Origin of the sequence: Cupriavidus sp. KB_39, from assembly GCF_052114485.1 — a bacterium.
Lineage (GTDB): Bacteria > Pseudomonadota > Gammaproteobacteria > Burkholderiales > Burkholderiaceae > Cupriavidus.
Genome location: NZ_JBFREV010000002.1, coordinates 205155 through 230595, shown reverse-complemented (window position 1 = coordinate 230595; position 25441 = coordinate 205155). Strand labels below are relative to the sequence as shown.

Sequence of the window (25441 nt, the reverse complement as noted above, 5' to 3'; positions counted from 1 at the left end):
TGGCCGGGTGAGGTGTCGTGGGGGCGGGGCGTGTCAAAGCGCCATCTCGGTGGCGCGGCGGCGCCGGCGTCCCACTGGCTCGGGCGGATCGAGCAGCGTGGTCCAGTAGACGATCTTGAGCTCGCCTTCCATGGTCTCGACCAGCGCCGAGAGGCTTTCCACCCAGTCGCCGTCGTTGCAGTAGAGCTGGCCGTCCACCTCGCGGATCTCCGCCTTGTGGATGTGGCCGCAGACCACGCCGTCGCAGCCGCGCCGGCGCGCCTCGTCCACCATCGCGTGCTCGAACGAGTTGATGTAGCTGACCGCGTTCTTGACCTGATGCTTCAGGAATTGCGAGATCGACCAGTACTCGAAGCCGAGCCGGGTGCGGATGCGGTTGAAATGGCGATTCAGCGCCAGGATCATCGTGTACAGCGAGTCGCCCAGGTACGCCAGCCAGCGCGCGTGCTGCACCACGCCGTCGAACAAATCGCCATGCACCACCCAGAGCCGGCGGCCGGTGGCGGTCACGTGGATGGCGTCCTCGCGCACGGTGATGTCGCCGAAAGCCATGCCGTCGAACTGGCGCGCCACTTCGTCGTGGTTGCCGGGCACGTAGATCACTTCCGTGCCCTTGCGCGCCTTGCGCAGCAGCTTCTGCACCACGTCGTTGTGGCTCTGCGGCCAGTACCAGCCACGGCGCAGCTGCCAGCCGTCGATGATGTCGCCTACCAGATAGAGCACGTCGGACTCGTTGTGCTTCAGGAAGTCGAGCAGGTACGTGGCCTGGCAACCGGGCGTGCCGAGATGGATATCGGACAGCCAGATGGCGCGGTAGCGATGTGTGGGAGGTTCCGAAGCGGAGGCGGGGCGGTTGCCCGATTCGGCGTGGAAGGCTGGGGCGGCGGGAGCGGCCGGTGACAGTTCCGTCGGCGGCGGCATGAAGGCCGCCAGTGCGGCGGACAGCGAGAGCGTGGTGTCAGGCTTGCCGCGCAGGCGTTGCGCGGCCCTCGACAGACGCCCCCGAGCAAACTGGAGAGCTTGAACCATGGCGGCCCCGGTATCGGCGATGGGTGCATTGAGCCCTTGCCGCGTGACGGTGCCGTGACGGAAACATGAATGTCACATGAAGATCGAGGTGCGCTGCGGGGTTTGTTGTGGGGTTTGTTGTGGCGCCGGGGTGCGTAGCGAGGCGAGGGCGGCCAGCGTGGCGTCCACGGCGCGCGGGTGGCGCAGCAGGGAAACATGGCCGATGCCGGCCAGCGGCACGTTGCGCGCGCCGTCGAGCCAGGAGGTGCCCGGGGGCCCGGCGATGGAGTCGTGCCAACTGAACACCGAGACGATGCGCGCGCGCAAGGCCGGCGTCTCAGCCAGCGCCAACGCCTTCAGCCACGGGCTGTGCCAGCGCATCTGCCGCGCATTGCGGCCGCCGCCGAAGCGGGCGAGGGCGCAGCCGTGATGGGGCGAGCCAAGGGTGACGATGCCTGAGCAGGGCGGATCATCGCTCTCCCGCAACGCTAGCACCTGCGCGGCCCGTGCGGCGAGTCCGCCCATGCTGTGGCAGACCACGAGCGGCGCCTGGCCCGTGCGCGCGGCGATCCCGCGCATGCGGGCGAGCAGGGTCGGCGCGTAGTCGTCGATATCGCCCAGCACGGGTTCGAGGTCGATCCCTTCGCAGCGATAGCCGGCGGCGGCCAGCGTGGGCGCCATGTCAAGCCAGATCGCGTGATTGCAGCCGTAGCCGTGTACGAGCAGCACCGTCGGCGCGTCGGCATTGGCGGGCGAGTCAAAGGTGATGCGCGAGCGGAATGGCTGGAGCCAGTTGAACATGCGGAAGACCGTGCGGCATTCCGAAAGATAGCAGGCGAGCGCGCCGGAGAGGCCGAGCGGCTGGCGCGGGGGCGTGTCGGAGGGATGGGGAAGGCGTGCATCCAGCGCGATGCCGGCGCCGCCCAGCGTGGCGACAAAAGCAATCCCGACGCCGATACCGAAGCCCACAAGCACGGCCAGCAGCGCCGCGCCGATGGCGAGCGGCCACGGCCAGCCCGCCCATCCGGCCAAACCTGCTGCGAGGCCGCCGGCCGCCAGCGTCTGCGCGGCCACAGCCACGCGGCGCAGGGCGGCCGCCGTCAGGCTCATGACTTCGCGGCCGGGCGCGGGTCGCGCAGATCACGCAGGTCAATCAGGCGCGTGCCGGCCAGCCGGTCATGCAGGAACTGGCGGCGCGGGTCGAGCCACGCCAGCGCAATCCACACCAGCAGACCGGCCACCAGCGCGCCGACGAACGGCCCGCGCGTGAGCCCGAGCGCATGGCCGACCGCCGCCGCGGGCGGCAGCCACAGCCAGGCCAGCACATAGCGCAGCAGCGCGCGGGTCCAGTGCGGCGGCTGGCCGGCAGCCGTCTCGAGGCGGATGCGCCACGTCTGCATCGCCAGCGTCTGGCCGTTGCGCTGCCAGAACCACGTGAAATAGCAGGCCAGTACGACGAACATCCAGGCCTGATCGACATAGGGCTGGTCGATACCGAGGCGCTGGAGCACCGGGCGCGCCAGCAGATAGACCGCGCTGGCGGCCATCAGCACGCCGAACAGCAGCACGCCCTCATAGAGCATGCAGGTCAGGCGGCGGCGCAGCGTGGGCGTGCGCGGGGCGCGCGACGGCATGGAAGCGGGAGAAGCGGGGGAGGCAGGGCTGGCGGCAGGCATGGCGCGGGTTCCGGGTGAGCGGCAATTATGCCAAATCCGGGGCGGCGCGCCGCGCGGCCGGGAAGGTGGCCGGGAAAGGTGTTACTGGCGGGGGGAGTCGGGCGGACTGATCGGGATGTCGGTCGCCGCCTCGCCGGTGACCGGCGGCGAAAGCGACTCGGTGGCCGGTTGTGCTGCGGGTGCCGAAGCCGCAACTTCCGGCGGCGTTGCGGGCGTGACCGGCACGGGTGCGGCGGCGACCGGTGCCGAGGCCGGCGACGCCGGTGTCGATGCTGTCAGCGCTGGGGGCAGCGCGGCGGCACCGCTGGCGGGTTTATTGACGCGGATCTGGTGGCCGGAATCGGTCGGCAGACGCTTGCCGGAAGGCAGGCCGCTCACTGCGCCGGGGCGGCGCGGCACCTTCTCGGCTGCCGCCAGTTCCTTCTTCTGCGCCTCGGGAAGCTGTTGATAGCGATCCCACGCATCGGCCTTCTTCTCGGCCGGCACCGTACGGGTGATCTGGTAGTTCTCGCGCGCCACGCGGCGTTCCTGCGGCGTCATCTTGACCCATTCGGCCATCCGTTCCTGCAGCCGGGCCTGTTCCTCGGGCTTCAGCGACGGGTAGCGATCGGCAATACGCTGCCACTTGCGGCGGTTGAGTTCGGGGATGGTGTCCCAGAGCGGGCGCAGCGGGGCGAGGATCTGCTGGTGCGTCGGGGTCAGTTCGACCCAGGTCGGATGCACATGGACCACGGCCGGCGCCGAGGCGCCCGCACGGACCTCGTGGGCTTCGGCGGCCTGCGTCAACTCGCCCGAGGCCAGCGCAACCACGGCGCCAAGGCTGGCGCACAGCGCGGTGAATCGGGCCAGCCGGCGCGGGGCGGCGTCGGAGCGGAAGTGAGCGCGCGCCATCCTATTGATCGCGGTCGTGCTTGAGGAACACGTGGAAGCCCTGGTCGGCGTAGGCCGTGGGCGGCAGGTCGTCCAGCAGCATGGCGGCGTCCACGTCGGCCAGCTCCTCCACGCGCTTCTGCTGCTGCCACTGGTAGATGCCGGTCACGCCGACCACCAGCGCCACCAGCGTCCAAAGCAGGGCGAGCCGGCGCAACCATGCGCCAGCGCGGTGCAGCGGCGAGTCGTCTTCATCGTCGAAGATGGCGCCATGGCCGCCGGGCAGGGCGAATTGTGGCACCGTGGCCGGTGCGGCGGCTTTCTTCGCGGCCAGCGCCATGCGCCGCGCGGCGGCGAGCCGTTCGGCAATGTCCGCCGGCACGGCATCCGCCGAGGCATCGAGTGCCGAGCGGATCTCGCGGGCGAAGCGGCGTTCCTGTATATCTCGTTCGTTTCGGCTCATAGTCGGACCCCCCGTGCGCGCAAGGCCTGCGCCAGTGTGTGCGTTGCACGGGAACAGTGCGTCTTGACGCTGCCTTCCGAGCAGCCCATCGCGGCTGCCGTCTCGGCCACGTCCATATCCTCCCAGTAACGCATCAGGAAAGCTTCGCGTTGACGCGTGGGCAGACGCTGGATTTCCTGCTCGATGATGTGCATGACCTGTGCCCGCTCGACCTTGTCGGCGCTGCTTTCCGCGGATTCTGACCCAGCCTGGGCCTCGAGAGTTTCTAGCAGGTCGTTGTCATCGCCTTCGCGGTCGTCGCGCAGGTTCGAGAACAGGGTTACCCACGTGTTGCGTACTTTCTGGCGGCGGAAATAGTCGTGGATCGTGTTCTGCAGGATGCGCTGGAACAGCGGCGCCAGCTCGGCGGCATGCTTGTCGCCGTACTTTTCGGCCAGCTTGATCATGGCGTCCTGCACGATGTCCAGCGCGGCTTCGTCATCCCGCACGGCGAATACGGCCTGCTTGAAGGCACGTCGTTCCACGCTGGAGAGAAAGTCTGAGAGTTCCTGGTCAGTGGCCATGCAGGCAGGAATGTGCCGCGAAAGTCGCGCGGCGGGTCGCAAATGTCTGCGATGCTAGCAAAAAACAGCCGGCTTGGGCGATGCTGTATTAGTTTGCAGACAATATGACGGAGGGGTCGCTTGCGGCCGTTGCGCCATCGTGGTGCGTCTGCAAAAAAGTCTCCAGGGGGCCATAGACCACGCTGGTGCATTGCAGTATCATCATCGGTTCACACGACATCAGTGGTTGTCTCATCAGACCGCTTATAAGGCGGTCTCTTCATGCAGACGCGCACCGCTTGAACCCGAGCCACAAGCCCGGCAGAGAGCATCCAAACAATTTTTTGCCGAAAATTGCAAAGGACTGAAATGAACATGCCCAGCGCGGAATTCTCCCACGCAGACAGCAATTCATCTGCCGCACCCGAAATGATCGGTGCGGAAATTCTCTGTCACGCACTCGCCGAAGAAGGCGTCGAATACGTCTGGGGCTACCCCGGCGGCGCGGTGCTGTACATCTACGACGAACTCCACAAGCAAAAGAAGTTCGAGCACATCCTGGTGCGCCACGAGCAGGCTGCGGTCCATGCCGCGGATGGTTACGCGCGCGCCACGGGCAAGGTCGGCGTCGCCCTGGTGACTTCCGGCCCGGGCGTGACCAATGCCGTGACCGGCATCGCCACCGCCTACCTGGACTCGATCCCGATGGTGGTGATCACCGGCAACGTGCCGACCCATGCCATCGGCCAGGATGCCTTCCAGGAATGCGACACCGTCGGCATCACGCGCCCGATCGTCAAGCACAACTTCCTCGTGAAGGATGTGCGCGACCTCGCCGCGACGATCAAGAAGGCGTTCTTCATCGCCGCCACCGGCCGTCCCGGCCCCGTGGTGGTCGACATTCCGAAGGACGTGTCGCGGAACTCGTGTAAGTACGAGTACCCGAAGACGATCGACATGCGCTCGTACAACCCCGTGAACAAGGGGCACTCGGGCCAGATCCGCAAGGCTGTCGCGCTGCTGCAGGGCGCCGAGCGTCCGTATATCTATACGGGCGGCGGCGTGGTGCTGGCCAATGCCAGCGACGAGCTGCGCCAGTTGGCCGCCATCACGGGCCATCCGGTCACCAACACGCTGATGGGCCTGGGCGCGTTCCCGGGCACGCACAAGCAGTTCCTCGGCATGCTCGGCATGCACGGGACGTATGAAGCCAATATGGCCATGCAGAACTGCGACGTGCTGATCGCCATCGGCGCCCGCTTCGACGACCGCGTGATCGGCAACCCGGCGCACTTCACCGCGCAGGCGCGCAAGATCATCCATATCGATATCGACCCCTCGTCGATCTCGAAGCGCGTGAAGGTCGACATTCCCATCGTCGGCAACGTCAAGGACGTGCTCCAGGAACTGATCGCCCAGCTGCAGGCCAGCGACGTCAAGCCCAAGCGCGAGGCCCTGGCCAAGTGGTGGGACCAGATCGAGCAATGGCGTTCGGTGGACTGCCTCAAGTACGACCGCAAGAGCGAGATCATCAAGCCGCAGTACGTGGTGGAAAAGATCTGGGAACTGACCAAGGGCGACGCCTTCATCTGCTCCGACGTGGGCCAGCATCAGATGTGGGCCGCGCAGTTCTACAAGTTCAACGAGCCGCGCCGGTGGATCAACTCCGGCGGCCTGGGCACGATGGGCGTGGGCCTGCCGTACGCCATGGGCATCAAGAAGGCGTTCCCGGACAAGGAAGTGGTGACCATCACGGGCGAAGGCTCTATCCAGATGTGCATCCAGGAACTGTCCACCTGCCTCCAGTACGACACCCCGGTCAAGATCTGCTCGCTGAACAACGGCTATCTGGGCATGGTGCGCCAGTGGCAGGAGATCGAGTACGACAACCGCTACTCGCACTCCTACATGACCGCGCTGCCTGACTTCGTCAAGCTGGCCGAGGCCTTCGGCCACGTGGGTATCCGCGTGGAAAAGACGGCCGATGTGGAGCCGGCGCTGCGCGAGGCGTTCCGCCTCAAGGACCGCACCGTGTTCCTGGACTTCCAGACCGACCCCACGGAGAACGTGTGGCCGATGGTCCAGGCGGGCAAGGGCATCTCCGAAATGCTGCTCGGCGCGGAGGACCTGTAATGCGACACATTATTTCGGTCCTGCTGGAAAACGAACCCGGCGCGCTGTCGCGCGTGGTGGGGCTGTTTTCGGCGCGCGGCTACAACATCGAGACGCTCACGGTGGCCCCCACCGAGGATGCGTCGCTGTCGCGGATGACCATTGTCACCACCGGTTCGGACGACGTGATCGAACAGATCACCAAGCACCTGAACCGCCTGGTGGAAGTGGTCAAGGTGGTGGACCTGACGGAAGGCGCGCACATCGAGCGCGAGCTGATGCTCGTGAAGGTGCGCGCGGTGGGCAAGGAGCGCGAGGAAATGAAGCGCACCGCCGACATCTTTCGGGGCCGCATCATCGACGTGACCGAGAAGACGTACACCATCGAGCTGACCGGCAACGGCGGCAAGCTGGATGCGTTCCTCGATGCCATCGACCGCACCGCGATCCTGGAAACCGTCCGTACGGGCGGTTCCGGCATCGGCCGCGGCGAACGCATCCTGAAGGTCTGACCGGCGCACCCGGCAGCGGCCACAAGCCAATCGCAGTATCCCCGGCGGCGCGACGCGTGAATCGGAACCAACGCCCGCGCCACGCCGCCACCCCTTATACGCAGACTTAGAAAATCGAAGGAATCATCATGAAAGTGTTTTACGACAAGGACGCCGACCTCTCCCTGATCAAGGGCAAGAACGTCACCATCATCGGCTACGGCTCGCAAGGCCACGCCCACGCACTGAACCTGAAGGATTCGGGCGTGAACGTGACGGTCGGTCTGCGCAAGAGCGGCGCGTCGTGGAACAAGGCCGTCAACGCCGGCCTGCAGGTCAAGGAAGTGGGCGAGGCCGTCAAGAACGCCGACGTGGTCATGATCCTGCTGCCGGACGAGCAGATCGCCGACGTGTACAAGAACGAAGTGCACGGCAACATCAAGGAAGGCGCCGCCCTGGCCTTCGCGCACGGCTTCAACGTGCACTACGGCGCCGTGATCCCGCGTGCCGACCTGGACGTGATCATGATCGCCCCGAAGGCCCCGGGCCACACGGTGCGCTCGACGTACTCGCAAGGTGGCGGCGTGCCGCACCTGATCGCCGTGCATCAGAACAAGTCCGGCGCCGCCCGTGACATCGCGCTGTCGTACGCTACCGCCAACGGCGGCGGCCGTGCCGGCATCATCGAGACCAACTTCCGCGAAGAAACCGAAACCGACCTGTTCGGCGAGCAGGCCGTGCTGTGCGGCGGTACCGTCGAGCTGATCAAGGCTGGCTTCGAAACGCTGGTGGAAGCCGGCTACGCGCCAGAAATGGCCTACTTCGAGTGCCTGCACGAGCTGAAGCTGATCGTCGACCTGATCTACGAAGGCGGCATCGCCAACATGAACTACTCGATCTCGAACAACGCCGAATATGGCGAATACGTCACCGGCCCGCGCGTCGTGACGGAAGAGACCAAGAAGGCCATGAAGCAATGCCTGACCGACATCCAGACCGGCGAATACGCCAAGAGCTTCCTGCTCGAGAACAAGGCCGGCGCCCCGACCCTGATCTCGCGCCGTCGCCTGACGTCCGAGCACCAGATCGAGGAAGTGGGTGCCAAGCTGCGCGCGATGATGCCGTGGATTGCCAAGAACAAGCTGGTCGACCAGTCGAAGAACTAAGCTGACGACAGCTGGCAGGGCGGGGCCCCCGGGCCCGCCGCCCTCGGCCGTCCAGCCCGCCGCCGGCCCCGCGCAGTGTTGCGTGAGGCATTTTGGCGGAGGCTGGACGGCTTTTTGTTATCCTTGTCGGACTTTTTTCGGGCGTTGGCTCGAATCTTTCTTATTATTCGCGGCGATACCCCTGAATTGCCCACGGCGGCCAGCCCCTGGCGCCGGCGCGGCATGGCGTATCGTTTCTACCTGAACTTCAGACCAAGTCTTGCATGAACTATCCTCATCCGCTGATCGCCCGTGAAGGCTGGCCATTCCTGGCCGGCGCATTCGTCATCTCGCTGCTGGTGCATGTCAGCGCAGGTTTCTGGTGGGCGCTGCCGCTGTGGATTCTCACGATCTTCGTGCTCCAGTTCTTCCGCGATCCGCCCCGGCCGATTCCGTCGACGCCCAACGCCGTGCTGGCACCCGCCGACGGCCGCATCGTCGTGGTCGAGAAGACCCAGGACCCGTACGCCGGGCGCGAGGCGCTGAAGATCAGCGTGTTCATGAACGTGTTCAACGTGCATTCGAACCGCGCGTCGGTGGATGGCAAGGTCGAGAAGCTCGAGTACTTCCCGGGCAAGTTCGTCAATGCCGATCTGGACAAGGCGTCGGTGGAGAACGAGCGCAACGCCATCGTGATCCGCCGCGCGCAGGACGGCCAGGTGGTCACGCTGGTCCAGGTGGCCGGGCTGGTGGCGCGCCGGATCCTGTGCTACACCAAGGTGGGCGACGCGATCTCGCGTGGCCAGCGCTACGGCTTCATCCGCTTCGGCTCGCGCGTGGACGTGTACCTGCCCGTGGATGCCCGGCCGCGCGTGACGATTGGCGAGAAGGTGTCCGCCTCGTCGACCGTGCTGGCCGAACTGGACGTGCAGGGCGCGCAGCAGTAAGCCGCCGCCATCCACACTGATAGGAGAGGCTGGCATGGGTGCCTTCAATCGACGGAACAAGCGCGTCAGCATCGGCAACGTGACGCATCTGCGACCGTTCCGCCGCAACCAGTTGCGCAACGACCCTGGCTACGACGAGGCCGAGGAAGGGCCGGACATCGAGTACGTGCGCCCGCGCCGGCGCGGCATCTACCTGCTGCCCAATGCGTTCACCACGGCCGCGCTGTTCGCCGGCTTCTACGCCATCGTGGCGGCGATGAACGGCCATTTCGACTCGGCCGCCATCGCCATCTTCGCGGCCATGGTGCTGGACGGCATGGATGGCCGCGTGGCGCGCATCACCAACACGCAGAGCGCATTCGGCGAGCAGTACGACTCGCTCTCGGACATGACCTCGTTCGGCGTGGCGCCGGCGCTGGTCATGTACACCTGGATCCTGCGCGACCTCGGCAAGTGGGGCTGGATCGCCGCGTTCGTCTACTGCACCTGCGCGGCGCTGCGCCTGGCGCGCTTCAACGCCAATATCGGCGTGGTGGACAAGCGCTTCTTCCAGGGCCTGCCGAGCCCGGCCGCGGCGGCCCTGGTGGCCGGCTTTGTCTGGCTGGTCATCGATAACAAGCTGCCGGTCAGGGAGCTGTGGATGCCGTGGGTCGCCTTTGCGATCACGCTCTATGCGGGCCTGTCGATGGTCTCCAACGCCCCGTTCTACAGCGGCAAGGCGCTGGACGTGCGCTACCGCGTGCCCTTCGGCATGATGGTGCTCGTGCTGGTGCTGTTCGTGGTGGTTTCCACCGATCCGCCGGTAGCGCTGTTCGGGCTGTTCGTGGCCTATGCCGTGTCGGGCTACCTGCTGTGGGCCTGGCGCGCGCTGCACGGCGAGCCGGGCGAGGTACGCAAGGCACGCGCCGGCGGACCCGACGGTCTCGGCGGCGGTAACTAGCAAGCATGGCAACAGGGCGTCTTCGGGCGCCCTGTGTCGTTCCAGCGGTATCCCAATCCGCATCACGCATCACGCGTTACGCATTACGTTCCACTCACCGTCAGGAGAATGTCATGGGTATGTTTGACTTCATCAAGGAAGCGGGCGAAAAGCTGTTCGGCAAGGGCGAGGCCAAGGCTGCGCAGGATGCGGCCAAGGCGGATGCCTCGGCAGAGAAGCTGGAGGCCGCCAACCGCGCCGCCGGCGATGCCATCGAAAATTACATCAAGCAGATGGGGCTCGACGCCACCGGGCTGATGGTCCAGGTGGATGGGTCGCAGGGCAAGGCGACGGTGTTCGGCGTGGCGCCGGACCAGGCCACCCGGGAGAAAATCATCCTGTGCGCCGGCAACGTGGAGGGCGTGGAGTCGGTGGAGGACAAGATGTCCGTCAACGTGGAGTCCACCGAATCGCAGTGGCATACCGTGGTCAAGGGAGACACGCTCTGGGCCATTGCCCAGGCCGCCTACGGCAACGGTGCGGACTACAACAAGATCTTCGAAGCGAACAAGCCGATGCTTTCGCACCCGGACAAGATCTATCCGGGTCAGAAACTGCGGATTCCGCCGAAGGGCTGAAACCGGCTCGGGTCAGCCCGCCTTGCACGCGCGCGCCAAACCGGATATAGTCCCCGACATGATTTCGCGCCAGTCCCTACTCGCCCGCACCACCCTAGGTGGCCTACTAGGCCATCGGGTCGGGACGCGCGCGCGCTAAGGGACGCTATCGCCCTAGCGCGGAATCACCAGGAATTTTCCTAGTTTTCAAACGCCCCGGCCTGCAACCATGCACGCCGGGGCGTTTTGCATTTCGATTTCGAGGACTGCGACGCCCGACGGCAAGAAGGACGGGACGGCACGGCACACAACAAGGTACAGCCCAGGAGCTCCACAAAATGTCTGACAAACTCATCATTTTCGATACCACCTTGCGTGACGGCGAGCAGTCGCCCGGCGCCTCGATGACCCGCGAAGAGAAGATTCGCATCGCGCGCCAGCTGGAACGCCTGAGGGTCGATGTGATCGAGGCAGGCTTTGCGGCTAGTTCCAATGGTGACTTCGAAGCCATCCGCTCGATCGCCCAGGTGATCAAGGATTCGACGATCTGCTCGCTGGCCCGCGCCAACGACAAGGACATCGCCCGTGCCGCGGAGGCCCTCAAGCCCGCCAACTCGTTCCGGATCCACACGTTCATCGCCACCTCGGCGCTGCACATGGAGAAGAAGCTGCGCATGACGCCGGACCAGGTGTACGAGCAGGCGCGCCTGGCCGTGCGCTTCGCGCGCCAGTTCACCGACGACATCGAATTTTCGCCAGAAGACGGCAGCCGTTCGGACATGGACTTCCTCTGCCGCGTGCTCGAGGGCGTGATTGCCGAAGGCGCGACCACGATCAACCTGCCCGATACGGTGGGCTACGCGGTGCCGGAAGGCTACGCGGACCTGATCCGCTCGGTGCGCGAGCGCATCCCCAACTCGGACAAGGCTGTCTGGTCGGTGCACTGCCATAACGACCTGGGCATGGCCGTGGCCAACTCGCTGGCCGCCGTGAAACTGGGTGGCGCGCGCCAGATCGAGTGCACGATCAACGGCCTCGGCGAGCGGGCCGGCAACACGAGCCTGGAAGAGGTGGTAATGGCCGTGAAGACGCGCCGCGACTACTTCGATATGGACGTGAACATCGACACCACGCAGATCGTGCCGGCATCCAAGTTGGTATCGCAGATCACCGGTTTCGTGGTGCAGCCGAACAAGGCCGTGGTGGGCGCCAACGCCTTCGCGCATGCCTCCGGCATCCACCAGGATGGCGTGCTCAAGGCGCGTGACACCTACGAGATCATGCGCGCGGAGGACGTGGGCTGGAGCGCCAACAAGATCGTGCTGGGCAAGCTCTCGGGCCGCAATGCGTTCAAGCAGCGCCTGCAGGAGTTGGGCATCGAACTCGAGAGCGAGAGCGAAGTCAACGCCGCCTTCGGCCGCTTCAAGGAACTGGCCGACCAGAAGGCCGAGATCTTCGACGAAGACATCATGGCCATCGTTTCGGATGAGGCGCACGACGTGAACGAGCACTACCGCTTCGTGTCGCTGTCGCAGCGCTCCGAGACCGGCGAGCGCCCGCATGCGCGCGTGGTATTCAATATGGATGGCAGCGAGCAGACCGGCGAAGCCGAGGGCAATGGCCCGGTGGACGCCACCATGCACGCCATCGAAGGCAAGGTCAACAGCGGCGCGGAACTGGTGCTGTACTCGGTGAACGCGATCACCACCGGCACCCAGGCGCAGGGCGAAGTGACCGTGCGCCTGTCGAAGGCCGGCCGCATCGTCAACGGCGTGGGCACCGATCCGGACATCGTCGCGGCATCGGCCAAGGCCTACCTGGCCGCCTTGAACAAGCTGCACGACAAGGCCGTACAGAAGATCAACCCGCAGATCTGATCCCCGATCCGCGTGCCGGCGCCGGGGGCTCACAAGGCCTCCGCGACCATCAACCGCCCGTCAGTCGCCTATCCCGCGACGACGGGCGGTTTTTCGTTGGATTGCGATGTTTGCAAGCGATGCGGGTCAGCGACGATCGGAGCGGTCGTACAGCGGATCGGGCGTGATCTGGGTCTGGCGCAGCACGCCGGCGTCATCGAAATAGAAGTTGAACAGCGAGTACCACTGGTCCTCGTGACGGAACCGGTAGCTCCACACCTCGCGTTTCATCAGCGGAAAGTACTGGTTTGGCTCGCGCGGGGCACCGAAGTGCTCGAGCACGTCTTTCTTGGTCCAGACATTGACCTGCGCCTTGTACAGTTCCGGCGTTCGGAGCATCTGGCGGAAATTCGTCAGATTGCCATTCTTGTCGAAGTCAGCGGCGTACGATTCCTGGCCCAGCGGCTGTTTCGAATAGAACCAGCGCACGGTGCCGTCGTCGAGCTTAAAGATGTCGGTGGGCTTGCCGAAGGTGGCCATCACGGCGCTCTCGGGCTGGCCGACCAGTTTCAGGCCGGTATCGACCGGGGCGAGGGCGGAACAGGCGGCGAGCAGGGCGGCACCCAGGCCCAGGGCCACGGTCTGGGCCAGCCGGCGGCCGGCGAAGCGGAGGGGGGAGGTCATGGGATTTCTCGACTGGCAATCGTACGAATGCTGGAAGTGTAGTCCGCTCGGGCGCTGGTGTGCATCACACGCTGCTTTTTTGGTGGGATTGCCGCCATCGGCCCCACTGCCGTACCATCCACGCCTTTGTTGTGCGATGTAGAACAGGAGTGAGGATGTCCGGAGCGGAAAAAGGGCGGCGGCGCGGCCCGTGGCGTGCATGGCTGGCGGCGACGCTGCTGTGCCTGGCGGGGAGCGGGCATGCCCAGGGCGAGGCTGGCGCGCCGATCCGGCTTGGCATGATCGAGGGGCTGTCCGGCCCGTTCGCCAACGCAGGGGACGCCGTGGCGCGCAACCTGCGCATCGCCATCGACCGCGTGAACGCGCGGGGCGGGGTGAAGACCGCCGAGGGCGCCCGGCCGCTGGAATTGGTCACGTTCGACAGCAAGGGCAATGTCGATGAGAGCCTGATCCAGTTCCGCTCGCTGGTGGACAAGCGCATCCCGTTTGTACTGCAGGGCAACAGCTCGGCCGTGGCCGGGGCGCTCGTGGCGGCGATCAACCGCCACAACATGCGCCAGCCGGACGCACGCGTGCTGTTCCTCAACTACTCGGCCGTCGATCCCGCGCTGACCAACGAGAATTGCAGTTTCTGGCATTTCCGCTTCGACGCGAGTTCGGACATGCGCATGCAGGCGCTGACCGAGGCGATTCGCGGCGAACACGCGGTGCGGAAGGTCTATCTGATCGACCAGGACTACAGCTTCGGCCATCAAGTGGCGAAATCGGCACGTGAGATGCTGGCGGCCAAGCGGCCGGACATCCAGATCGTGGGCGACGAATTCCACCCGATCGGCAAGATCAAGGATTTCGCGCCGTACATCGCCAAGATCAAGGCCAGTGGCGCCGACGCGGTGATCACCGGCAACTGGGGCAATGACCTGACGCTGATGGTCAAGGCCGCGCGCGAGGGTGGGCTGGGCGCCCGCTTCTATACCTTCTATGGCAACGGCCTGGGCGCGCCGGCGGCGATGGGCGATGCCGGCGTGGGCCGTGTGCTGGCGGTGGCCGAATGGCATCCGAACGTGGGCGGCGCGGCGTCCGACGCCTTCTACCAGGCGTTCCGCACCCGCTACCCCGAGCCGCGCGACGACTACGTGCACCTGCGCATGCAGATGATGGTGGAAATGCTGGCGCGGGCCATCACCCAGGCTGGTACCACGGAGGCGGTCAAGGTGGCGCTGGCGCTCGAGAACATGCGCTTCACCAACGATTTCCACGACGCCACCGTGCGCGCGGACGACCACCAGGTGCTGCAGCCGCTCTATGTCTCGGTCATGGCGAAGCAGGGCGGGGACGTGCGCTTCGACAACGAAGGTTCTGGCTACGGCTTCCGCACGGTAAAGAAGCTCAAGACGGCCCAGACCACGCTGCCCACCACGTGCCGTATGGAGCGCCCGGCGGGCTGATCAGGCAGGCCGCGCGGATGAATTTCGCCGCGCCGGCAAATTCGGCTATAATCCGCGGCTGTCGTGCAAGGACCCCTGCGCACGGCACATGCCTCAGTCCATACCAGGCTTCAAGGCACGACGCAGGTGGCGCATTCCGCGCTGCAGCGTTCGCAAGTGAAAGGAAACCATCATGGCAATCGCCAACAAGTCCGAAGTTATCAAGCAGTTCGCCCGCGGCACCAACGACACGGGTAGCCCCGAAGTTCAGGTCGCTCTGTTGACCACCCGCATCAACGAACTGACCCCCCACTTCAAGGCCAACATGAAGGATCACCACAGCCGCCGCGGTCTGCTGCGCATGGTGAGCCGTCGTCGCCGCCTGCTGGACTACCTCAAGGCCAACGACGCCGACCGTTACCGCACCCTGATCGAAAAGCTGGGCCTGCGTAAGTAAGGTCTGCGGATGGCAGCACGAATCCTGCACAAGTTGTTCCTGCACGATTTCACGTGAGGCCGCGATGCCTGCGTCAGCTCTGCTGAGGCAGGCATTTTGCTTTTCTGGCCCGGCGGCACACCCGCTGGGTCGGCGTTGATTGTGATGTTTGCTTCACTAAATTGTCCTGGCCAAGCGGCCCGGACGCCCGTTGCGCCAAGACGTGTAACGGAGTAAGTTACCTCGCTCTTTATATTGCTCTGTGACCGGAGTCGGCCAAGGAACCGGGGTTTTGTGTCATTCCATCGCCGCATCGCCAGCCTGGTGGTGCCGCGATGGAATGGCATAGCACTTCCCTGAGACTGCGACCGGCATGAATCCGGCAGTTCGCCTGCCGCTGTGAGCGCAGGCGTCGCGGGACGCGCGTGTGTGCGCCCCGCATGCATGTATCAAGGAAACGCTCATGACCATGTTCAACAAGATCGTCAAGGAATTCCAATGGGGCCAGCATACGGTCCGCATGGAAACCGGCGAAGTCGCCCGCCAGGCTGGCGGCGCCGTGATCGTCGACGTGGAAGACACCGTGGTGCTGGCCACCGTGGTGGCCGCCAAGAGCCCGAAGGCGGGCCAGGACTTCTTCCCGCTGACCGTCGACTACATCGAAAAGACCTACGCTGCCGGCAAGATCCCCGGTGGCTTCTTCAAGCGTGAAGGCCGTCCGTCGGAAAACGAGACGCTGACCTCGCGCCTGATCGACCGTCCGCTGCGCCCGCTGTTCCCGGAAGGCTTCTACAACGAAGTGCAGGTGGTGATCCACGTGCTGTCGATCAACCCGGAAGTGCCGGCCGACATCCCCGCGCTGATCGGCGCGTCCGCCGCGCTGGCCGTGTCGGGCATCCCCTTCAATGGTCCGGTGGGCGCCGCCCGCGTGGGCTACAAGGATGGCCAGTACCTGCTGAACCCGACCCGCTCGCAGATCGCCGCGTCCGACCTGGACCTGGTGGTGGCCGGTACCGAGCGTGCCGTGCTGATGGTGGAATCGGAAGCGCAACAGCTGTCGGAAGAAGTGATGCTGGGCGCCGTGGTGTACGGCCATGAGCAGATGCAGATCGCCATCAACGCGATCCACGACCTGGTGCGCGACGGCGGCAAGCCCGAGTGGGACTGGGCCCCGGCAGCCAAGAACGAGCCGCTGATCGCCAAGGTTGGCGAGATCGGCCTGCCGCTGCTGCAGGAAGCTTACCAGCTGCGCCAGAAGTCGGCCCGCAGCCAGAAGCTGAAGGAAGTCTACGCCTCGGTGACGGCCGGTCTGGCCGAAGCTGGCGTGGAAGCCGAGAAGGTGGAAGTCGGCAACATCCTGTTCGACCTCGAAGCGAAGATCGTCCGTGGCCAGATCCTGGCCGGCGAGCCGCGCATCGACGGCCGCGACACGCGCACCGTGCGCCCGATCGAGATCCGCTCGTCGGTGCTGCCGCGCGCGCACGGCTCGGCCCTGTTCACGCGTGGGGAAACCCAGGCGCTGGTGGTGGCCACGCTGGGTACCAAGAGCGACGAGCAGATCATCGACGCGCTGGCTGGCGAATACCGCGACCGCTTCATGCTCCACTACAACATGCCCCCGTTCGCCACTGGCGAGACGGGCCGCGTGGGTAGCCCGAAGCGTCGTGAAATCGGTCACGGCCGTCTGGCCAAGCGCGCGCTGATTCCGGTCCTGCCGAAGGACGACGAGTTCGCGTACACGATCCGCCTGGTGTCGGAAATCACCGAATCGAACGGTTCGTCGTCGATGGCTTCGGTCTGCGGCGGCTGCCTGGCACTGATGGACGCCGGCGTTCCGGTCAAGGCACACGTGGCCGGCGTGGCCATGGGCCTGATCCTCGAAGGCAACAAGTTTGCCGTGCTGACCGACATCCTGGGTGATGAAGATCACCTGGGCGACATGGACTTCAAGGTGGCCGGCACCGACGCGGGCATTACCGCGCTGCAGATGGACATCAAGGTCCAGGGCATCACGAAGGAAATCATGCAGGTGGCGCTGGCGCAAGCCCGCGAAGGCCGCATCCACATCCTGCAGAACATGCAGGGCGCGATGGGCCATGCGCGTACCGAACTGTCCGCACACGCACCGCGCATGATCACGATGAAGATCCATCCGGACAAGATCCGCGAAGTCATCGGCAAGGGCGGCTCGACCATCCAGGCCCTGACCAAGGAAACCGGTACGACCATCGACATCGGCGAAGACGGCACGATCACGATCGCGTCGACGTCGACCGAAGGCATGGCGGAAGCCAAGCGCCGCATCGAGGGCATCACCGCGGAAGCCGAAGTGGGCAAGATCTACGCCGGTACCGTGCTGAAGCTGCTGGACTTCGGCGCCATCGTGAACATCCTGCCGGGCAAGGACGGTCTGCTGCACATCAGCGAGATCGTCAATGAGCGCGTGAAGGACATCAAGGACTGGCTGAAGGAAGGCCAGCAGGTGCGCGTGAAGCTGATCCAGGCCGACGAGAAGGGTCGTCTGCGCCTGTCGTTGAAGGCAGCGCTGGCGGAAGAGGGCGGCAGCATCAGCCCGATCGTCCAGAGCGACGCCCCGGCGGCGCCGGCCTCGCCCGACCAGCAGTAAGCCGGTTCGGCAGTATCCGTAGTCCTCGTAGTACCAAAAAAGCGGCTGGCGATGTCCAGCCGCTTTTTTGTTTACACTGCCGGTCATTCCATGCGGATGGGGTTTGCCCAGGCCGCATGCCACGCACGACACACTGATGAGGAACGATCATGAAAGCCATCGAGATCCGTGAATACGGCGCGCCCGAAGTCCTGCAACTGGCCGAGTGCCCCGATCCGGAGCCGAAGGCGGGCGAAGTCCTGATCCGCGTGGCGGCGGCCGGCATCAATCGTCCCGATGTGTTCCAGCGCACCGGCAACTATCCGGTGCCGCCGGGTGCTTCTGACCTGCCCGGCCTGGAAGTGGCGGGCGTGGTGGTGGGCGGCGACCTGTCGCACGCCGACAATCGCTTCGGCCTGAAGGTGGGCGACCGCGTCTGCGCGCTGGTGCAGGGCGGCGGCTACGCCGAGCTGTGCACGGCCCCGGTGGCGCAATGCCTGCCGGTGCCGGCGGGCCTGTCCGATATCGAAGCCGCCGCGCTGCCCGAGACCTTCTTCACGGTCTGGAGCAATGTGTTCGACCGTGGCCTGCTGGGCCAGGGCCCGCGCGGCAAGGACGAGACGCTGCTGATCCAGGGCGGCTCGAGCGGTATCGGCACGACCGCCATCCAGATCGCCAAGGCGCTCGGCTTCAAGGTCTTCGTGACGGCTGGCAGCGACGAGAAGTGCAAGGCCTGCGAGGACTTGGGCGCCGATCGCGCGATCAACTACAAGACCCAGGACTTCGTGGCCGAGGTCAAGGCGCTGACGGAAGGCAAGGGCGTGGACGTGATCCTCGACATGGTGGCCGGCTCGTACCTGGCGCGCGAGTTGTCGTGCATCGCCGATGACGGCCGCATCGTCATCATCGCCCTGCTGGGCGGCGGCAAGGCCGAGATTCCGCTGGGCGACATCCTGCGCCGCCGGATCACCGTGACGGGCTCGACGCTGCGGCCCCGTCCGTCGTCGTTCAAGGGCAAGATTGCCGAAGCGCTGCACCAGCAGGTGTGGCCGCTGCTGGCGGCCGGCAAGATCAAGCCGGTGATCCACCAGGTCTTCCCGGCCGCGCAGGCTGCCGACGCCCATCGCCTGATGGAGTCGAGCGAGCATATCGGCAAGATCGTGCTGACCTGGTAACGGACGGCCGATCGGCGCGACGGGGCGTCCTGTTGCGCCGGATCGGCGGCGTGTATGCAATTGTCCGCCCGTTGTGGCGGACCCCTTCCGGCCACGCTACAATAGCGGGTTTATTTCAGAGGGGGCGCTTGTGAGACAAAAGCTGGTCATCGGCAACTGGAAGATGCACGGCAGCCTGGCTGCCAACGCGGCGCTGCTCGACGGTATCAAGGCGGCTTCGGCCCGCGCGACGCTGGCTGTTTGCGCACCGTTCCCCTATCTTGCCCAGTGCCAGGCGCTGTTGTCGGGCTCGCAAGTGGCCTGGGGTGCCCAGAATGTGTCGGCTGAAGCACGTGGCGCCTTCACGGGCGAGGTCGCGGCATCGATGCTGGCCGAATTCGGGGTGAGCTACGCGCTGGTCGGCCATTCCGAGCGTCGCACCTATCACGGCGAAACCGACACCACCGTGGCGGCCAAGGCGCTACGGGCGCTCGAATTTGGCATCGTGCCCGTGGTCTGCGTCGGTGAGACGCTGGCCGAGCGCGAGGCCGGGCAGACCGAGGCCGTGGTCGGTCGTCAGTTGCAAGCCGTGTTGGATACGCTGTCTATCGAGCAGCTGGGTCGGATTGTTCTGGCCTATGAGCCCGTCTGGGCGATCGGCACCGGCAAGACCGCCACCAGCGCCCAGGCGCAAGCCGTGCATGCCGTCCTGCGTGGGCAGGTGGCAGGCAAGGACGCTGGCGTGGCATCGCGCATGGCCATCCTGTACGGCGGTAGCGTGAAGCCGGACAATGCGGCCGAACTGTTTTCCATGTCCGACATCGACGGGGGCCTGATTGGTGGCGCCTCGCTGAAGGCGGATGATTTCCTCGCGATCGGCAACGCCTGATGCCGGTTCCGATCGTCTGATCAGGCAAGTTCGAAACGAATTCAACCAAATGGCAATCTTCAAGACTTTGTTGGTAATCGTGCAGGTCCTGTCCGCGCTGGGCGTGATCGCACTGGTCCTGCTGCAGCACGGCAAGGGCGCCGATGTCGGTGCGGCGTTCGGCTCCGGTGCGTCGGGCAGCCTGTTCGGCGCCTCGGGCTCCGCGAACTTCCTGTCGCGTACCACGGCTGTGCTCGCATCGTTGTTCTTTGTCTGCACGCTGGGCTTGACGCTGCTGGGCAACTACAAGCCCAGCGCTTCGCTGGGCGTGATGGGCGCCGCGCAACAGCCCACGCCGGCCTCCGCGCCGGCTGGTGCATCGGCGCCCGCGGCCGCTGCGGCCTCGGCTCCGGCAGGTCCTGCTGTACCGAAATAATCCGCCTGTGTTCTGGCTGATTCCTGAGTTTTTTTAAAGTTGTGCGTTGAACAATTCAGGGATCTTGGGTTAGAATGCAAGGCTTGAAACGATTCCCCAGCGACGGGGCCCAAAGCGGAAGAAAACCTCTTCCACGCAGGCTCCGGAGGGTGTAAAAACCCGGCGCAAGGCAATATTGTTTCTCCCCCAGCCGACGTGGTGAAATTGGTAGACACGCTATCTTGAGGGGGTAGTGGCGAAAGCTGTGCGAGTTCGAGTCTCGCCGTCGGCACCAAACAACTTGATCGGCGTCCGTCCGGAGCCGGCCCTCGGGCCATGCTTTGGATTGCGGCGCCGGCAGTCCGCAAGGCGGCGCCGTAGCTAAGACGGGATGGCGCTTGGGGTGGGCAACAGGACGCCGCTTCAGCTGGTGCTGTTGACAACATTCCAGATAAGGCTGGCCGTATCTTGACTCTCGAAGCCTACTTCCCCGTCCTCATCTTCATCCTCTTTGGCGTCGTGCTCGGTGTGGCACTGATGTCCATTGGTCGGATACTCGGTCCCAACAATCCTGATACCGCGAAGCTGTCGCCCTACGAGTGCGGCTTCGAAGCGTTCGAGGACGCGCGCATGAAGTTCGACGTGCGCTACTACCTCATCGCCATCCTCTTTATCCTGTTCGATCTCGAAACTGCCTTCCTGTTTCCGTGGGGTGTCGCCCTCAAGGAAATCGGTTGGCCGGGATTCATCGCCATGGGCGTGTTTCTGCTGGAATTCATCGTGGGCTTCGTCTACATCTGGAAAAAGGGCGCGCTCGATTGGGAGTGATGTGAAATGGCAATCGAAGGCGTTCTCAACGAAGGTTTTGTCACGACTACCGCTGACAAGCTGATCAACTGGACCCGCACGGGCTCGCTCTGGCCGATGACGTTCGGCCTGGCCTGCTGTGCCGTGGAAATGATGCATGCCGGCGCCGCGCGCTACGACATGGACCGGTTCGGCGTGATTTTCCGCCCGTCGCCGCGTCAGTCGGACGTGATGATCGTGGCCGGCACGCTGTGCAACAAGATGGCCCCCGCGCTCCGCAAGGTCTACGACCAGATGGCCGAGCCGCGTTGGGTGATCTCGATGGGCTCGTGCGCCAATGGCGGCGGCTACTACCACTACTCGTATTCGGTGGTGCGTGGCTGCGACCGCATCGTGCCGGTCGACATCTATGTTCCGGGCTGCCCGCCGACGGCGGAAGCGCTGATCTACGGCGTGATCCAGCTCCAGAACAAGATCAAGCGTACCAACACCATTGCGCGCAAGGGCTGACATGGCGAATAACCTGGACACCCTCAAGGCCGCGCTCGAAAAGGTTCTCGGCAAGCGCGTGCAGAGCCTGGTCGAAGCGGTTGGCGAACTGACGCTGATCGTCAAGGCCGACGACTACCTCGACGTGGCCCGCCTGCTGCGCGACGAACCGTCGCTGCGCTTCGAGCAGCTGCTGGATATCTGCGGCGTCGACTATTCCGATTACGCCGATGGCGCCTGGGACGGCCTGCGCTTCGCGGCCGTGTCGCACCTGATCTCGATCACGCACAACTGGCGCCTGCGCCTGCGCGTGTTCGCGCCGGATGACGACCTGCCCGTGGTGCCGTCGCTGATCGACGTGTGGAACTCGGCCAACTGGTTCGAGCGCGAAGCCTTCGATTTCTACGGCATCGTGTTCGAAGGCCATCCGGACCTGCGCCGCATCCTGACCGACTATGGTTTCGTCGGCCACCCGTTCCGCAAGGATTTCCCGGTTTCTGGTTTCGTAGAAATGCGCTACGACCCGGAACAGAAGCGGGTGATCTACCAGCCGGTGACGATCGAGCCGCGCGAAGTCACGCCTCGCGTGATTCGCGAGGAAAACTACGGCGGCGTGCAGCACTGAGATCGACGTCATGGCAGATATCAAGAACTACACCCTGAACTTCGGCCCGCAACACCCGGCAGCGCACGGCGTGCTGCGCCTGGTGCTCGAGCTGGACGGCGAAGTCATCCAGCGTGCCGACCCCCACATCGGCCTGCTGCACCGTGCCACCGAGAAGCTGGCCGAACAGAAGACCTGGATCCAGAGCGTGCCGTACATGGACCGTCTCGACTACGTGTCGATGATGGTCAACGAACACGCCTACGTGATGGCCATCGAGCGCCTGCTGGGCCTCGAGGTGCCGGTGCGTGCGCAGTACATCCGCGTGATGTTCGACGAAATCACCCGCCTGCTGAACCACCTGATGTGGATCGGCTCGCACGCGCTCGACGTGGGCGCGATGGCGGTGTTCCTCTACGCGTTCCGTGAGCGCGAGGACATGTTCGACATGTACGAGGCGGTGTCGGGCGCGCGGATGCACGCGGCCTACTACCGTCCGGGCGGCGTCTACCGCGACCTGCCTGACACGATGCCGCAATACCGGGCGTCGAAGATCCACAACGAGCGTGCCATCAAGGTGATGAACGAAGCCCGTTCGGGCTCGCTGCTGGACTTCATCGAGGACTTCACGAATCGTTTTCCGACGTACGTGGATGAATATGAGACGCTTCTGACCGATAACCGTATCTGGAAGCAGCGTCTGGTGGACATCGGCGTGGTCAGCCCGGAGCGGGCACTGCAGATGGGCTTTACCGGCCCGATGCTGCGCGGCTCGGGCATCGAGTGGGATCTGCGCAAGAAGCAGCCCTACGAGGTGTACGACCAGCTCGACTTCGACATCCCCATTGGCACCGGCGGCGACTGCTACGCGCGCTACCTGGTGCGCGTGGAAGAGATGCGCCAGTCGAACCGGATCATCAAGCAGTGCGTGGACTGGCTGCGCCGCAACCCGGGCCCGGTGATCACCGAGAACCACAAGGTGGCGCCGCCCTCGCGCGTGGACATGAAGTCCAACATGGAAGAGCTGATCCACCACTTCAAGCTGTTCACCGAAGGCATTCACGTGCCGGCTGGCGAGGCTTACGCGGCGGTGGAGCACCCGAAGGGCGAGTTCGGTATCTATGCGATCTCGGACGGCGCGAACAAGCCGTACCGTCTGAAGATCCGTGCACCTGGCTTTGCCCACCTGGCCGCGCTGGACGAAATGGCCAGGGGACACATGATCGCCGATGCCGTGACGATCATCGGGACGCAGGACATCGTGTTCGGCGAGATCGACCGCTAAGTCGATCGAGAATCCGGAGACGGGAGTCTCCACCCAGGCGTAAAGGCCGTCACCCGGACGACGATTCGGGTTCATGCGGCCGGCCCCGCGAGTGACGGGGGCGGCAGGCGATGCCTGCGACGGACCGGCGAGGCGCAGAGCGACCTGGCCGGCGGAACATGGCAGCGACGGCTGCAAACCAGCGGAGGCCGCGAGCCGGCGTCCGCCGTATTACTGCAATGACCATGCTATCAGCAGAAGCTCTCAAGGAAATCGATCGCGCGATCGCGAAGTATCCGACCGACCAGAAACAGTCGGCCGTGATGGCGGCACTCGCCGTGGCACAGGGCGAGGTGGGCTGGGTTTCCCCCGAAGTCATGCAGTTCGTCGCCAGCTACCTCGACATGCCGCCCGTGTGGGTGGAAGAGGTGGCCACGTTCTACAACATGTATGACACCAAGCCGGTGGGCAAGTACAAGCTCACCGTCTGCACCAACCTGCCGTGCGCACTGTCCGGCGGCGACCGCGCGGGCGACTACCTGAAGCGCAAGCTCGGCATCGACTATAACGAGACCACCGCCGACGGCTGCTTCACCCTGAAAGAGGGTGAATGCATGGGCGCCTGCGGCGATGCACCGGTGATGATCGTGAACAACACCCGTATGTGCAGCTTCATGAGCAATGACAAGCTCGACGCGCTGGTCGACGAGCTGAAGACCGAAGCTGCCAAGGGAGCCAAGTAACATGACCTCTCTGCACGACCGTCACATCAAGCCGCTGATCCTGGCCGGCCTGGACGGCAAGAACTGGCACCTCGAAGACTACGTCAAGCGCGGCGGCTACAAGCAGCTGCGCCGGATCCTGACCGAGAAGATTCCGCCCGAGCAGGTGATTGCGGACGTCAAGGCGTCTGGCCTGCGCGGCCGTGGCGGCGCTGGCTTCCCCACGGGCCTGAAGTGGAGCTTCATGCCGCGTGCGTTCCCGGGCCAGAAGTACCTGGTCTGCAATACGGACGAGGGTGAGCCGGGCACGTTCAAGGACCGCGACATCATCCGCTACAACCCGCATTCGCTGATCGAGGGCATGGCCATCGGCGCGTATGCGATGGGCATCACCGTGGGTTACAACTACATCCACGGCGAGATCTGGAACGAGTACAAGATCTTCGAGGAAGCCCTCGAGGAAGCGCGTGCGGCCGGGTTCCTCGGCGACAAGATCATGGGCTCGGACTTCGACTTCCAGCTCCATGCGCACCATGGCTACGGCGCCTACATCTGCGGCGAGGAAACGGCGCTGCTGGAGTCGCTCGAAGGCAAGAAGGGCCAGCCGCGCTTCAAGCCGCCTTTCCCGGCGAGCTTCGGCCTGTACGGCAAGCCGACCACGATCAACAACACCGAGACGTTTGCCGCGGTGCCCTTCCTGCTGGAAGTGGGCCCGGAAAACTATCTCAAGCTGGGCAAGCCGAACAACGGCGGCACCAAGATCTTCTCGATCTCGGGTGACATCGAGCGTCCGGGCAACTACGAGATCCCGCTGGGCACGCCGTTCTCGACGCTGCTCGAGCTGGCTGGCGGCATGCGCGGTGGCAAGCGCATCAAGGCAGTGATTCCGGGCGGCTCGTCCGCTCCGGTGGTGCCGGGCGACCTGATGATGGCGTCGGACATGGACTACGACTCGATCGCCAAGGCCGGCTCGATGCTGGGCTCGGGCGCCGTGATCGTCATGGACGAAACGCGCTGCATGGTGCGCTCGCTGCTGCGCCTGTCGTATTTCTACTTTGAAGAATCGTGCGGCCAGTGCACGCCGTGCCGCGAAGGCACCGGCTGGCTCTATCGCATGGTCAATCGCATTGAACACGGAGAAGGGCGCCAGGAAGACCTGGACCTGCTCAACAACGTCGCGGAAAACATCATGGGGCGCACGATCTGCGCGCTCGGCGATGCAGCGGCGATGCCGGTACGCGGCATGCTCAAGCACTACTGGAAAGAGTTCGAGTATCACGTCGAACACAAGCAGTGCATGGTCCCGGCCCATTCTTAAGC

At 64.9% G+C, this 25441-nt stretch carries 26 protein-coding genes and 1 tRNA gene; 20 read left to right on the top strand and 7 right to left on the bottom strand.

The genetic code is table 11. From position 1 onward, the window contains the following. Positions 1 to 33: 33 nt before the first annotated feature. From AB4Z27_RS02400 to AB4Z27_RS02375, 6 genes are all read right to left on the bottom strand, one after another. Entirely contained in the window at positions 34 to 1029 is a 996-nt protein-coding gene (locus tag AB4Z27_RS02400; protein WP_092292351.1) for a UDP-2,3-diacylglucosamine diphosphatase, read from the bottom strand. Positions 1030 to 1101: 72 nt separating this feature from the next. After that, a complete protein-coding gene (locus AB4Z27_RS02395) occupies positions 1102 to 2118 on the bottom strand; it encodes a lipase family alpha/beta hydrolase (RefSeq protein ID WP_441591961.1) in 1017 nt (338 codons plus the stop codon). Beyond that, positions 2115 to 2684, bottom strand: coding sequence for an RDD family protein (locus AB4Z27_RS02390; protein ID WP_092292355.1), 570 nt, complete (start codon positions 2682 to 2684; stop codon positions 2115 to 2117). The genes AB4Z27_RS02395 and AB4Z27_RS02390 overlap by 4 nt, the downstream gene beginning before the upstream one ends. Positions 2685 to 2765: 81 nt before the next feature. Continuing rightward, positions 2766 to 3575 (bottom strand): DUF3106 domain-containing protein, encoded by an 810-nt coding sequence (locus tag AB4Z27_RS02385; protein WP_441591965.1) that lies wholly within the window; start codon positions 3573 to 3575, stop codon positions 2766 to 2768. Between the two features lies 1 nt (position 3576). Next, positions 3577 to 4017 carry a DUF3619 family protein gene (locus AB4Z27_RS02380; protein ID WP_092292359.1) on the bottom strand — a complete coding sequence of 147 codons (441 nt, stop codon included), beginning with the start codon at positions 4015 to 4017 and terminating at the stop codon, positions 3577 to 3579. Continuing rightward, complete coding sequence (locus AB4Z27_RS02375) at positions 4014 to 4580, bottom strand: RNA polymerase sigma factor (protein WP_092292361.1); 567 nt, start codon at positions 4578 to 4580, stop codon at positions 4014 to 4016. Before AB4Z27_RS02375 ends, AB4Z27_RS02380 begins: the two co-directional genes overlap by 4 nt. A gap of 348 nt (positions 4581 to 4928) precedes the next feature. Here AB4Z27_RS02375 and AB4Z27_RS02370 point away from each other — a divergent pair, with 348 nt between their 5' ends. The 7 genes from AB4Z27_RS02370 to AB4Z27_RS02340 all read left to right on the top strand — a co-directional run bounded on the left by AB4Z27_RS02370 (position 4929) and on the right by AB4Z27_RS02340 (position 12667). Beyond that, positions 4929 to 6692 carry an acetolactate synthase 3 catalytic subunit gene (locus AB4Z27_RS02370; RefSeq protein WP_092292363.1) on the top strand — a complete coding sequence of 588 codons (1764 nt, stop codon included), beginning with the start codon at positions 4929 to 4931 and terminating at the stop codon, positions 6690 to 6692. After that, complete coding sequence (gene ilvN / locus AB4Z27_RS02365) at positions 6692 to 7183, top strand: acetolactate synthase small subunit (RefSeq protein ID WP_008643328.1); 492 nt, start codon at positions 6692 to 6694, stop codon at positions 7181 to 7183. The genes AB4Z27_RS02370 and ilvN overlap by 1 nt, the downstream gene beginning before the upstream one ends. A gap of 128 nt (positions 7184 to 7311) precedes the next feature. Next, the gene (ilvC, locus tag AB4Z27_RS02360; RefSeq protein WP_092292365.1) at positions 7312 to 8328 is read left to right on the top strand and encodes a ketol-acid reductoisomerase; all 1017 of its coding nucleotides are present in this window, start codon (positions 7312 to 7314) and stop codon (positions 8326 to 8328) included. Positions 8329 to 8591: 263 nt separating this feature from the next. After that, positions 8592 to 9254, top strand: a complete 663-nt coding sequence (locus AB4Z27_RS02355) for a phosphatidylserine decarboxylase (protein WP_092292367.1) — start codon at positions 8592 to 8594, stop codon at positions 9252 to 9254. Between the two features lie 34 nt (positions 9255 to 9288). After that, the gene (pssA, locus tag AB4Z27_RS02350) at positions 9289 to 10194 is read left to right on the top strand and encodes a CDP-diacylglycerol--serine O-phosphatidyltransferase (protein ID WP_092292369.1); all 906 of its coding nucleotides are present in this window, start codon (positions 9289 to 9291) and stop codon (positions 10192 to 10194) included. Between the two features lie 113 nt (positions 10195 to 10307). Then, positions 10308 to 10811 (top strand): peptidoglycan-binding protein LysM, encoded by a 504-nt coding sequence (gene lysM, locus AB4Z27_RS02345; protein WP_092292371.1) that lies wholly within the window; start codon positions 10308 to 10310, stop codon positions 10809 to 10811. Between the two features lie 317 nt (positions 10812 to 11128). Next, complete coding sequence (locus AB4Z27_RS02340; protein ID WP_092292373.1) at positions 11129 to 12667, top strand: 2-isopropylmalate synthase; 1539 nt, start codon at positions 11129 to 11131, stop codon at positions 12665 to 12667. A gap of 126 nt (positions 12668 to 12793) precedes the next feature. Here AB4Z27_RS02340 and AB4Z27_RS02335 read toward each other — a convergent pair whose 3' ends face one another. Continuing rightward, positions 12794 to 13330 carry a hypothetical protein gene (locus tag AB4Z27_RS02335; protein ID WP_092292375.1) on the bottom strand — a complete coding sequence of 179 codons (537 nt, stop codon included), beginning with the start codon at positions 13328 to 13330 and terminating at the stop codon, positions 12794 to 12796. A 155-nt stretch (positions 13331 to 13485) separates the two neighbouring features. Between AB4Z27_RS02335 and AB4Z27_RS02330 the strand changes: the two genes are divergently transcribed. The 13 genes from AB4Z27_RS02330 (at position 13486) to nuoF (ending at position 25439) form a co-directional block, all read left to right on the top strand. Next, complete coding sequence (locus AB4Z27_RS02330; RefSeq protein ID WP_441591969.1) at positions 13486 to 14778, top strand: branched-chain amino acid ABC transporter substrate-binding protein; 1293 nt, start codon at positions 13486 to 13488, stop codon at positions 14776 to 14778. Between the two features lie 172 nt (positions 14779 to 14950). Continuing rightward, a complete protein-coding gene (rpsO, locus tag AB4Z27_RS02325; protein ID WP_092292379.1) occupies positions 14951 to 15214 on the top strand; it encodes a 30S ribosomal protein S15 in 264 nt (87 codons plus the stop codon). Positions 15215 to 15656: 442 nt separating this feature from the next. Next, positions 15657 to 17819 (top strand): polyribonucleotide nucleotidyltransferase, encoded by a 2163-nt coding sequence (gene pnp / locus AB4Z27_RS02320; protein WP_092292381.1) that lies wholly within the window; start codon positions 15657 to 15659, stop codon positions 17817 to 17819. A 149-nt stretch (positions 17820 to 17968) separates the two neighbouring features. Continuing rightward, positions 17969 to 18973, top strand: coding sequence for an NAD(P)H-quinone oxidoreductase (locus AB4Z27_RS02315; RefSeq protein ID WP_441643848.1), 1005 nt, complete (start codon positions 17969 to 17971; stop codon positions 18971 to 18973). Between the two features lie 130 nt (positions 18974 to 19103). Beyond that, positions 19104 to 19841: a triose-phosphate isomerase gene (gene tpiA, locus AB4Z27_RS02310; RefSeq protein ID WP_441643847.1), complete on the top strand. Its 738-nt coding sequence runs from the start codon at positions 19104 to 19106 to the stop codon at positions 19839 to 19841. A gap of 49 nt (positions 19842 to 19890) precedes the next feature. Further along, positions 19891 to 20256, top strand: coding sequence for a preprotein translocase subunit SecG (secG, locus tag AB4Z27_RS02305; protein ID WP_092292387.1), 366 nt, complete (start codon positions 19891 to 19893; stop codon positions 20254 to 20256). Between the two features lie 189 nt (positions 20257 to 20445). Next, a tRNA-Leu gene (locus tag AB4Z27_RS02300) sits at positions 20446 to 20530 on the top strand. 173 nt (positions 20531 to 20703) lie between these two features. Continuing rightward, positions 20704 to 21063: an NADH-quinone oxidoreductase subunit A gene (locus AB4Z27_RS02295; protein ID WP_092292389.1), complete on the top strand. Its 360-nt coding sequence runs from the start codon at positions 20704 to 20706 to the stop codon at positions 21061 to 21063. Between the two features lie 6 nt (positions 21064 to 21069). Then, positions 21070 to 21552: a NuoB/complex I 20 kDa subunit family protein gene (locus AB4Z27_RS02290; RefSeq protein WP_008643342.1), complete on the top strand. Its 483-nt coding sequence runs from the start codon at positions 21070 to 21072 to the stop codon at positions 21550 to 21552. A 1-nt stretch (position 21553) separates the two neighbouring features. Beyond that, positions 21554 to 22156 carry an NADH-quinone oxidoreductase subunit C gene (locus AB4Z27_RS02285; protein WP_092292391.1) on the top strand — a complete coding sequence of 201 codons (603 nt, stop codon included), beginning with the start codon at positions 21554 to 21556 and terminating at the stop codon, positions 22154 to 22156. A gap of 10 nt (positions 22157 to 22166) precedes the next feature. Next, positions 22167 to 23420 (top strand): NADH-quinone oxidoreductase subunit D, encoded by a 1254-nt coding sequence (locus AB4Z27_RS02280; RefSeq protein WP_092292393.1) that lies wholly within the window; start codon positions 22167 to 22169, stop codon positions 23418 to 23420. Positions 23421 to 23644: 224 nt separating this feature from the next. Then, positions 23645 to 24142: an NADH-quinone oxidoreductase subunit NuoE gene (gene nuoE, locus AB4Z27_RS02275; protein WP_092293283.1), complete on the top strand. Its 498-nt coding sequence runs from the start codon at positions 23645 to 23647 to the stop codon at positions 24140 to 24142. Position 24143: 1 nt separating this feature from the next. Beyond that, the gene (nuoF, locus tag AB4Z27_RS02270; RefSeq protein ID WP_092292395.1) at positions 24144 to 25439 is read left to right on the top strand and encodes an NADH-quinone oxidoreductase subunit NuoF; all 1296 of its coding nucleotides are present in this window, start codon (positions 24144 to 24146) and stop codon (positions 25437 to 25439) included. Positions 25440 to 25441 lie beyond the last annotated feature (2 nt).

Coding starts and splice junctions, on each gene's coding strand:
- secG (WP_092292387.1), top strand. CDS start 19,891: ATGGCAATCTTCAAGACTTTGTTGGTAATCGTGCAGGTCCTGTCCGCG.
- pnp (WP_092292381.1), top strand. CDS start 15,657: ATGACCATGTTCAACAAGATCGTCAAGGAATTCCAATGGGGCCAGCAT.
- AB4Z27_RS02280 (WP_092292393.1), top strand. CDS start 22,167: ATGGCAGATATCAAGAACTACACCCTGAACTTCGGCCCGCAACACCCG.
- AB4Z27_RS02400 (WP_092292351.1), bottom strand. CDS start 1,029: ATGGTTCAAGCTCTCCAGTTTGCTCGGGGGCGTCTGTCGAGGGCCGCG.
- nuoF (WP_092292395.1), top strand. CDS start 24,144: ATGACCTCTCTGCACGACCGTCACATCAAGCCGCTGATCCTGGCCGGC.
- ilvC (WP_092292365.1), top strand. CDS start 7,312: ATGAAAGTGTTTTACGACAAGGACGCCGACCTCTCCCTGATCAAGGGC.
- AB4Z27_RS02355 (WP_092292367.1), top strand. CDS start 8,592: ATGAACTATCCTCATCCGCTGATCGCCCGTGAAGGCTGGCCATTCCTG.
- AB4Z27_RS02315 (WP_441643848.1), top strand. CDS start 17,969: ATGAAAGCCATCGAGATCCGTGAATACGGCGCGCCCGAAGTCCTGCAA.
- rpsO (WP_092292379.1), top strand. CDS start 14,951: ATGGCAATCGCCAACAAGTCCGAAGTTATCAAGCAGTTCGCCCGCGGC.
- nuoE (WP_092293283.1), top strand. CDS start 23,645: ATGCTATCAGCAGAAGCTCTCAAGGAAATCGATCGCGCGATCGCGAAG.
- AB4Z27_RS02380 (WP_092292359.1), bottom strand. CDS start 4,017: ATGAGCCGAAACGAACGAGATATACAGGAACGCCGCTTCGCCCGCGAG.
- AB4Z27_RS02395 (WP_441591961.1), bottom strand. CDS start 2,118: ATGAGCCTGACGGCGGCCGCCCTGCGCCGCGTGGCTGTGGCCGCGCAG.
- AB4Z27_RS02375 (WP_092292361.1), bottom strand. CDS start 4,580: ATGGCCACTGACCAGGAACTCTCAGACTTTCTCTCCAGCGTGGAACGA.
- pssA (WP_092292369.1), top strand. CDS start 9,289: ATGGGTGCCTTCAATCGACGGAACAAGCGCGTCAGCATCGGCAACGTG.
- AB4Z27_RS02390 (WP_092292355.1), bottom strand. CDS start 2,684: ATGCCTGCCGCCAGCCCTGCCTCCCCCGCTTCTCCCGCTTCCATGCCG.
- AB4Z27_RS02370 (WP_092292363.1), top strand. CDS start 4,929: ATGAACATGCCCAGCGCGGAATTCTCCCACGCAGACAGCAATTCATCT.
- AB4Z27_RS02340 (WP_092292373.1), top strand. CDS start 11,129: ATGTCTGACAAACTCATCATTTTCGATACCACCTTGCGTGACGGCGAG.
- AB4Z27_RS02330 (WP_441591969.1), top strand. CDS start 13,486: ATGTCCGGAGCGGAAAAAGGGCGGCGGCGCGGCCCGTGGCGTGCATGG.
- AB4Z27_RS02385 (WP_441591965.1), bottom strand. CDS start 3,575: ATGGCGCGCGCTCACTTCCGCTCCGACGCCGCCCCGCGCCGGCTGGCC.
- AB4Z27_RS02285 (WP_092292391.1), top strand. CDS start 21,554: ATGGCGAATAACCTGGACACCCTCAAGGCCGCGCTCGAAAAGGTTCTC.
- AB4Z27_RS02335 (WP_092292375.1), bottom strand. CDS start 13,330: ATGACCTCCCCCCTCCGCTTCGCCGGCCGCCGGCTGGCCCAGACCGTG.
- lysM (WP_092292371.1), top strand. CDS start 10,308: ATGGGTATGTTTGACTTCATCAAGGAAGCGGGCGAAAAGCTGTTCGGC.
- ilvN (WP_008643328.1), top strand. CDS start 6,692: ATGCGACACATTATTTCGGTCCTGCTGGAAAACGAACCCGGCGCGCTG.
- AB4Z27_RS02290 (WP_008643342.1), top strand. CDS start 21,070: ATGGCAATCGAAGGCGTTCTCAACGAAGGTTTTGTCACGACTACCGCT.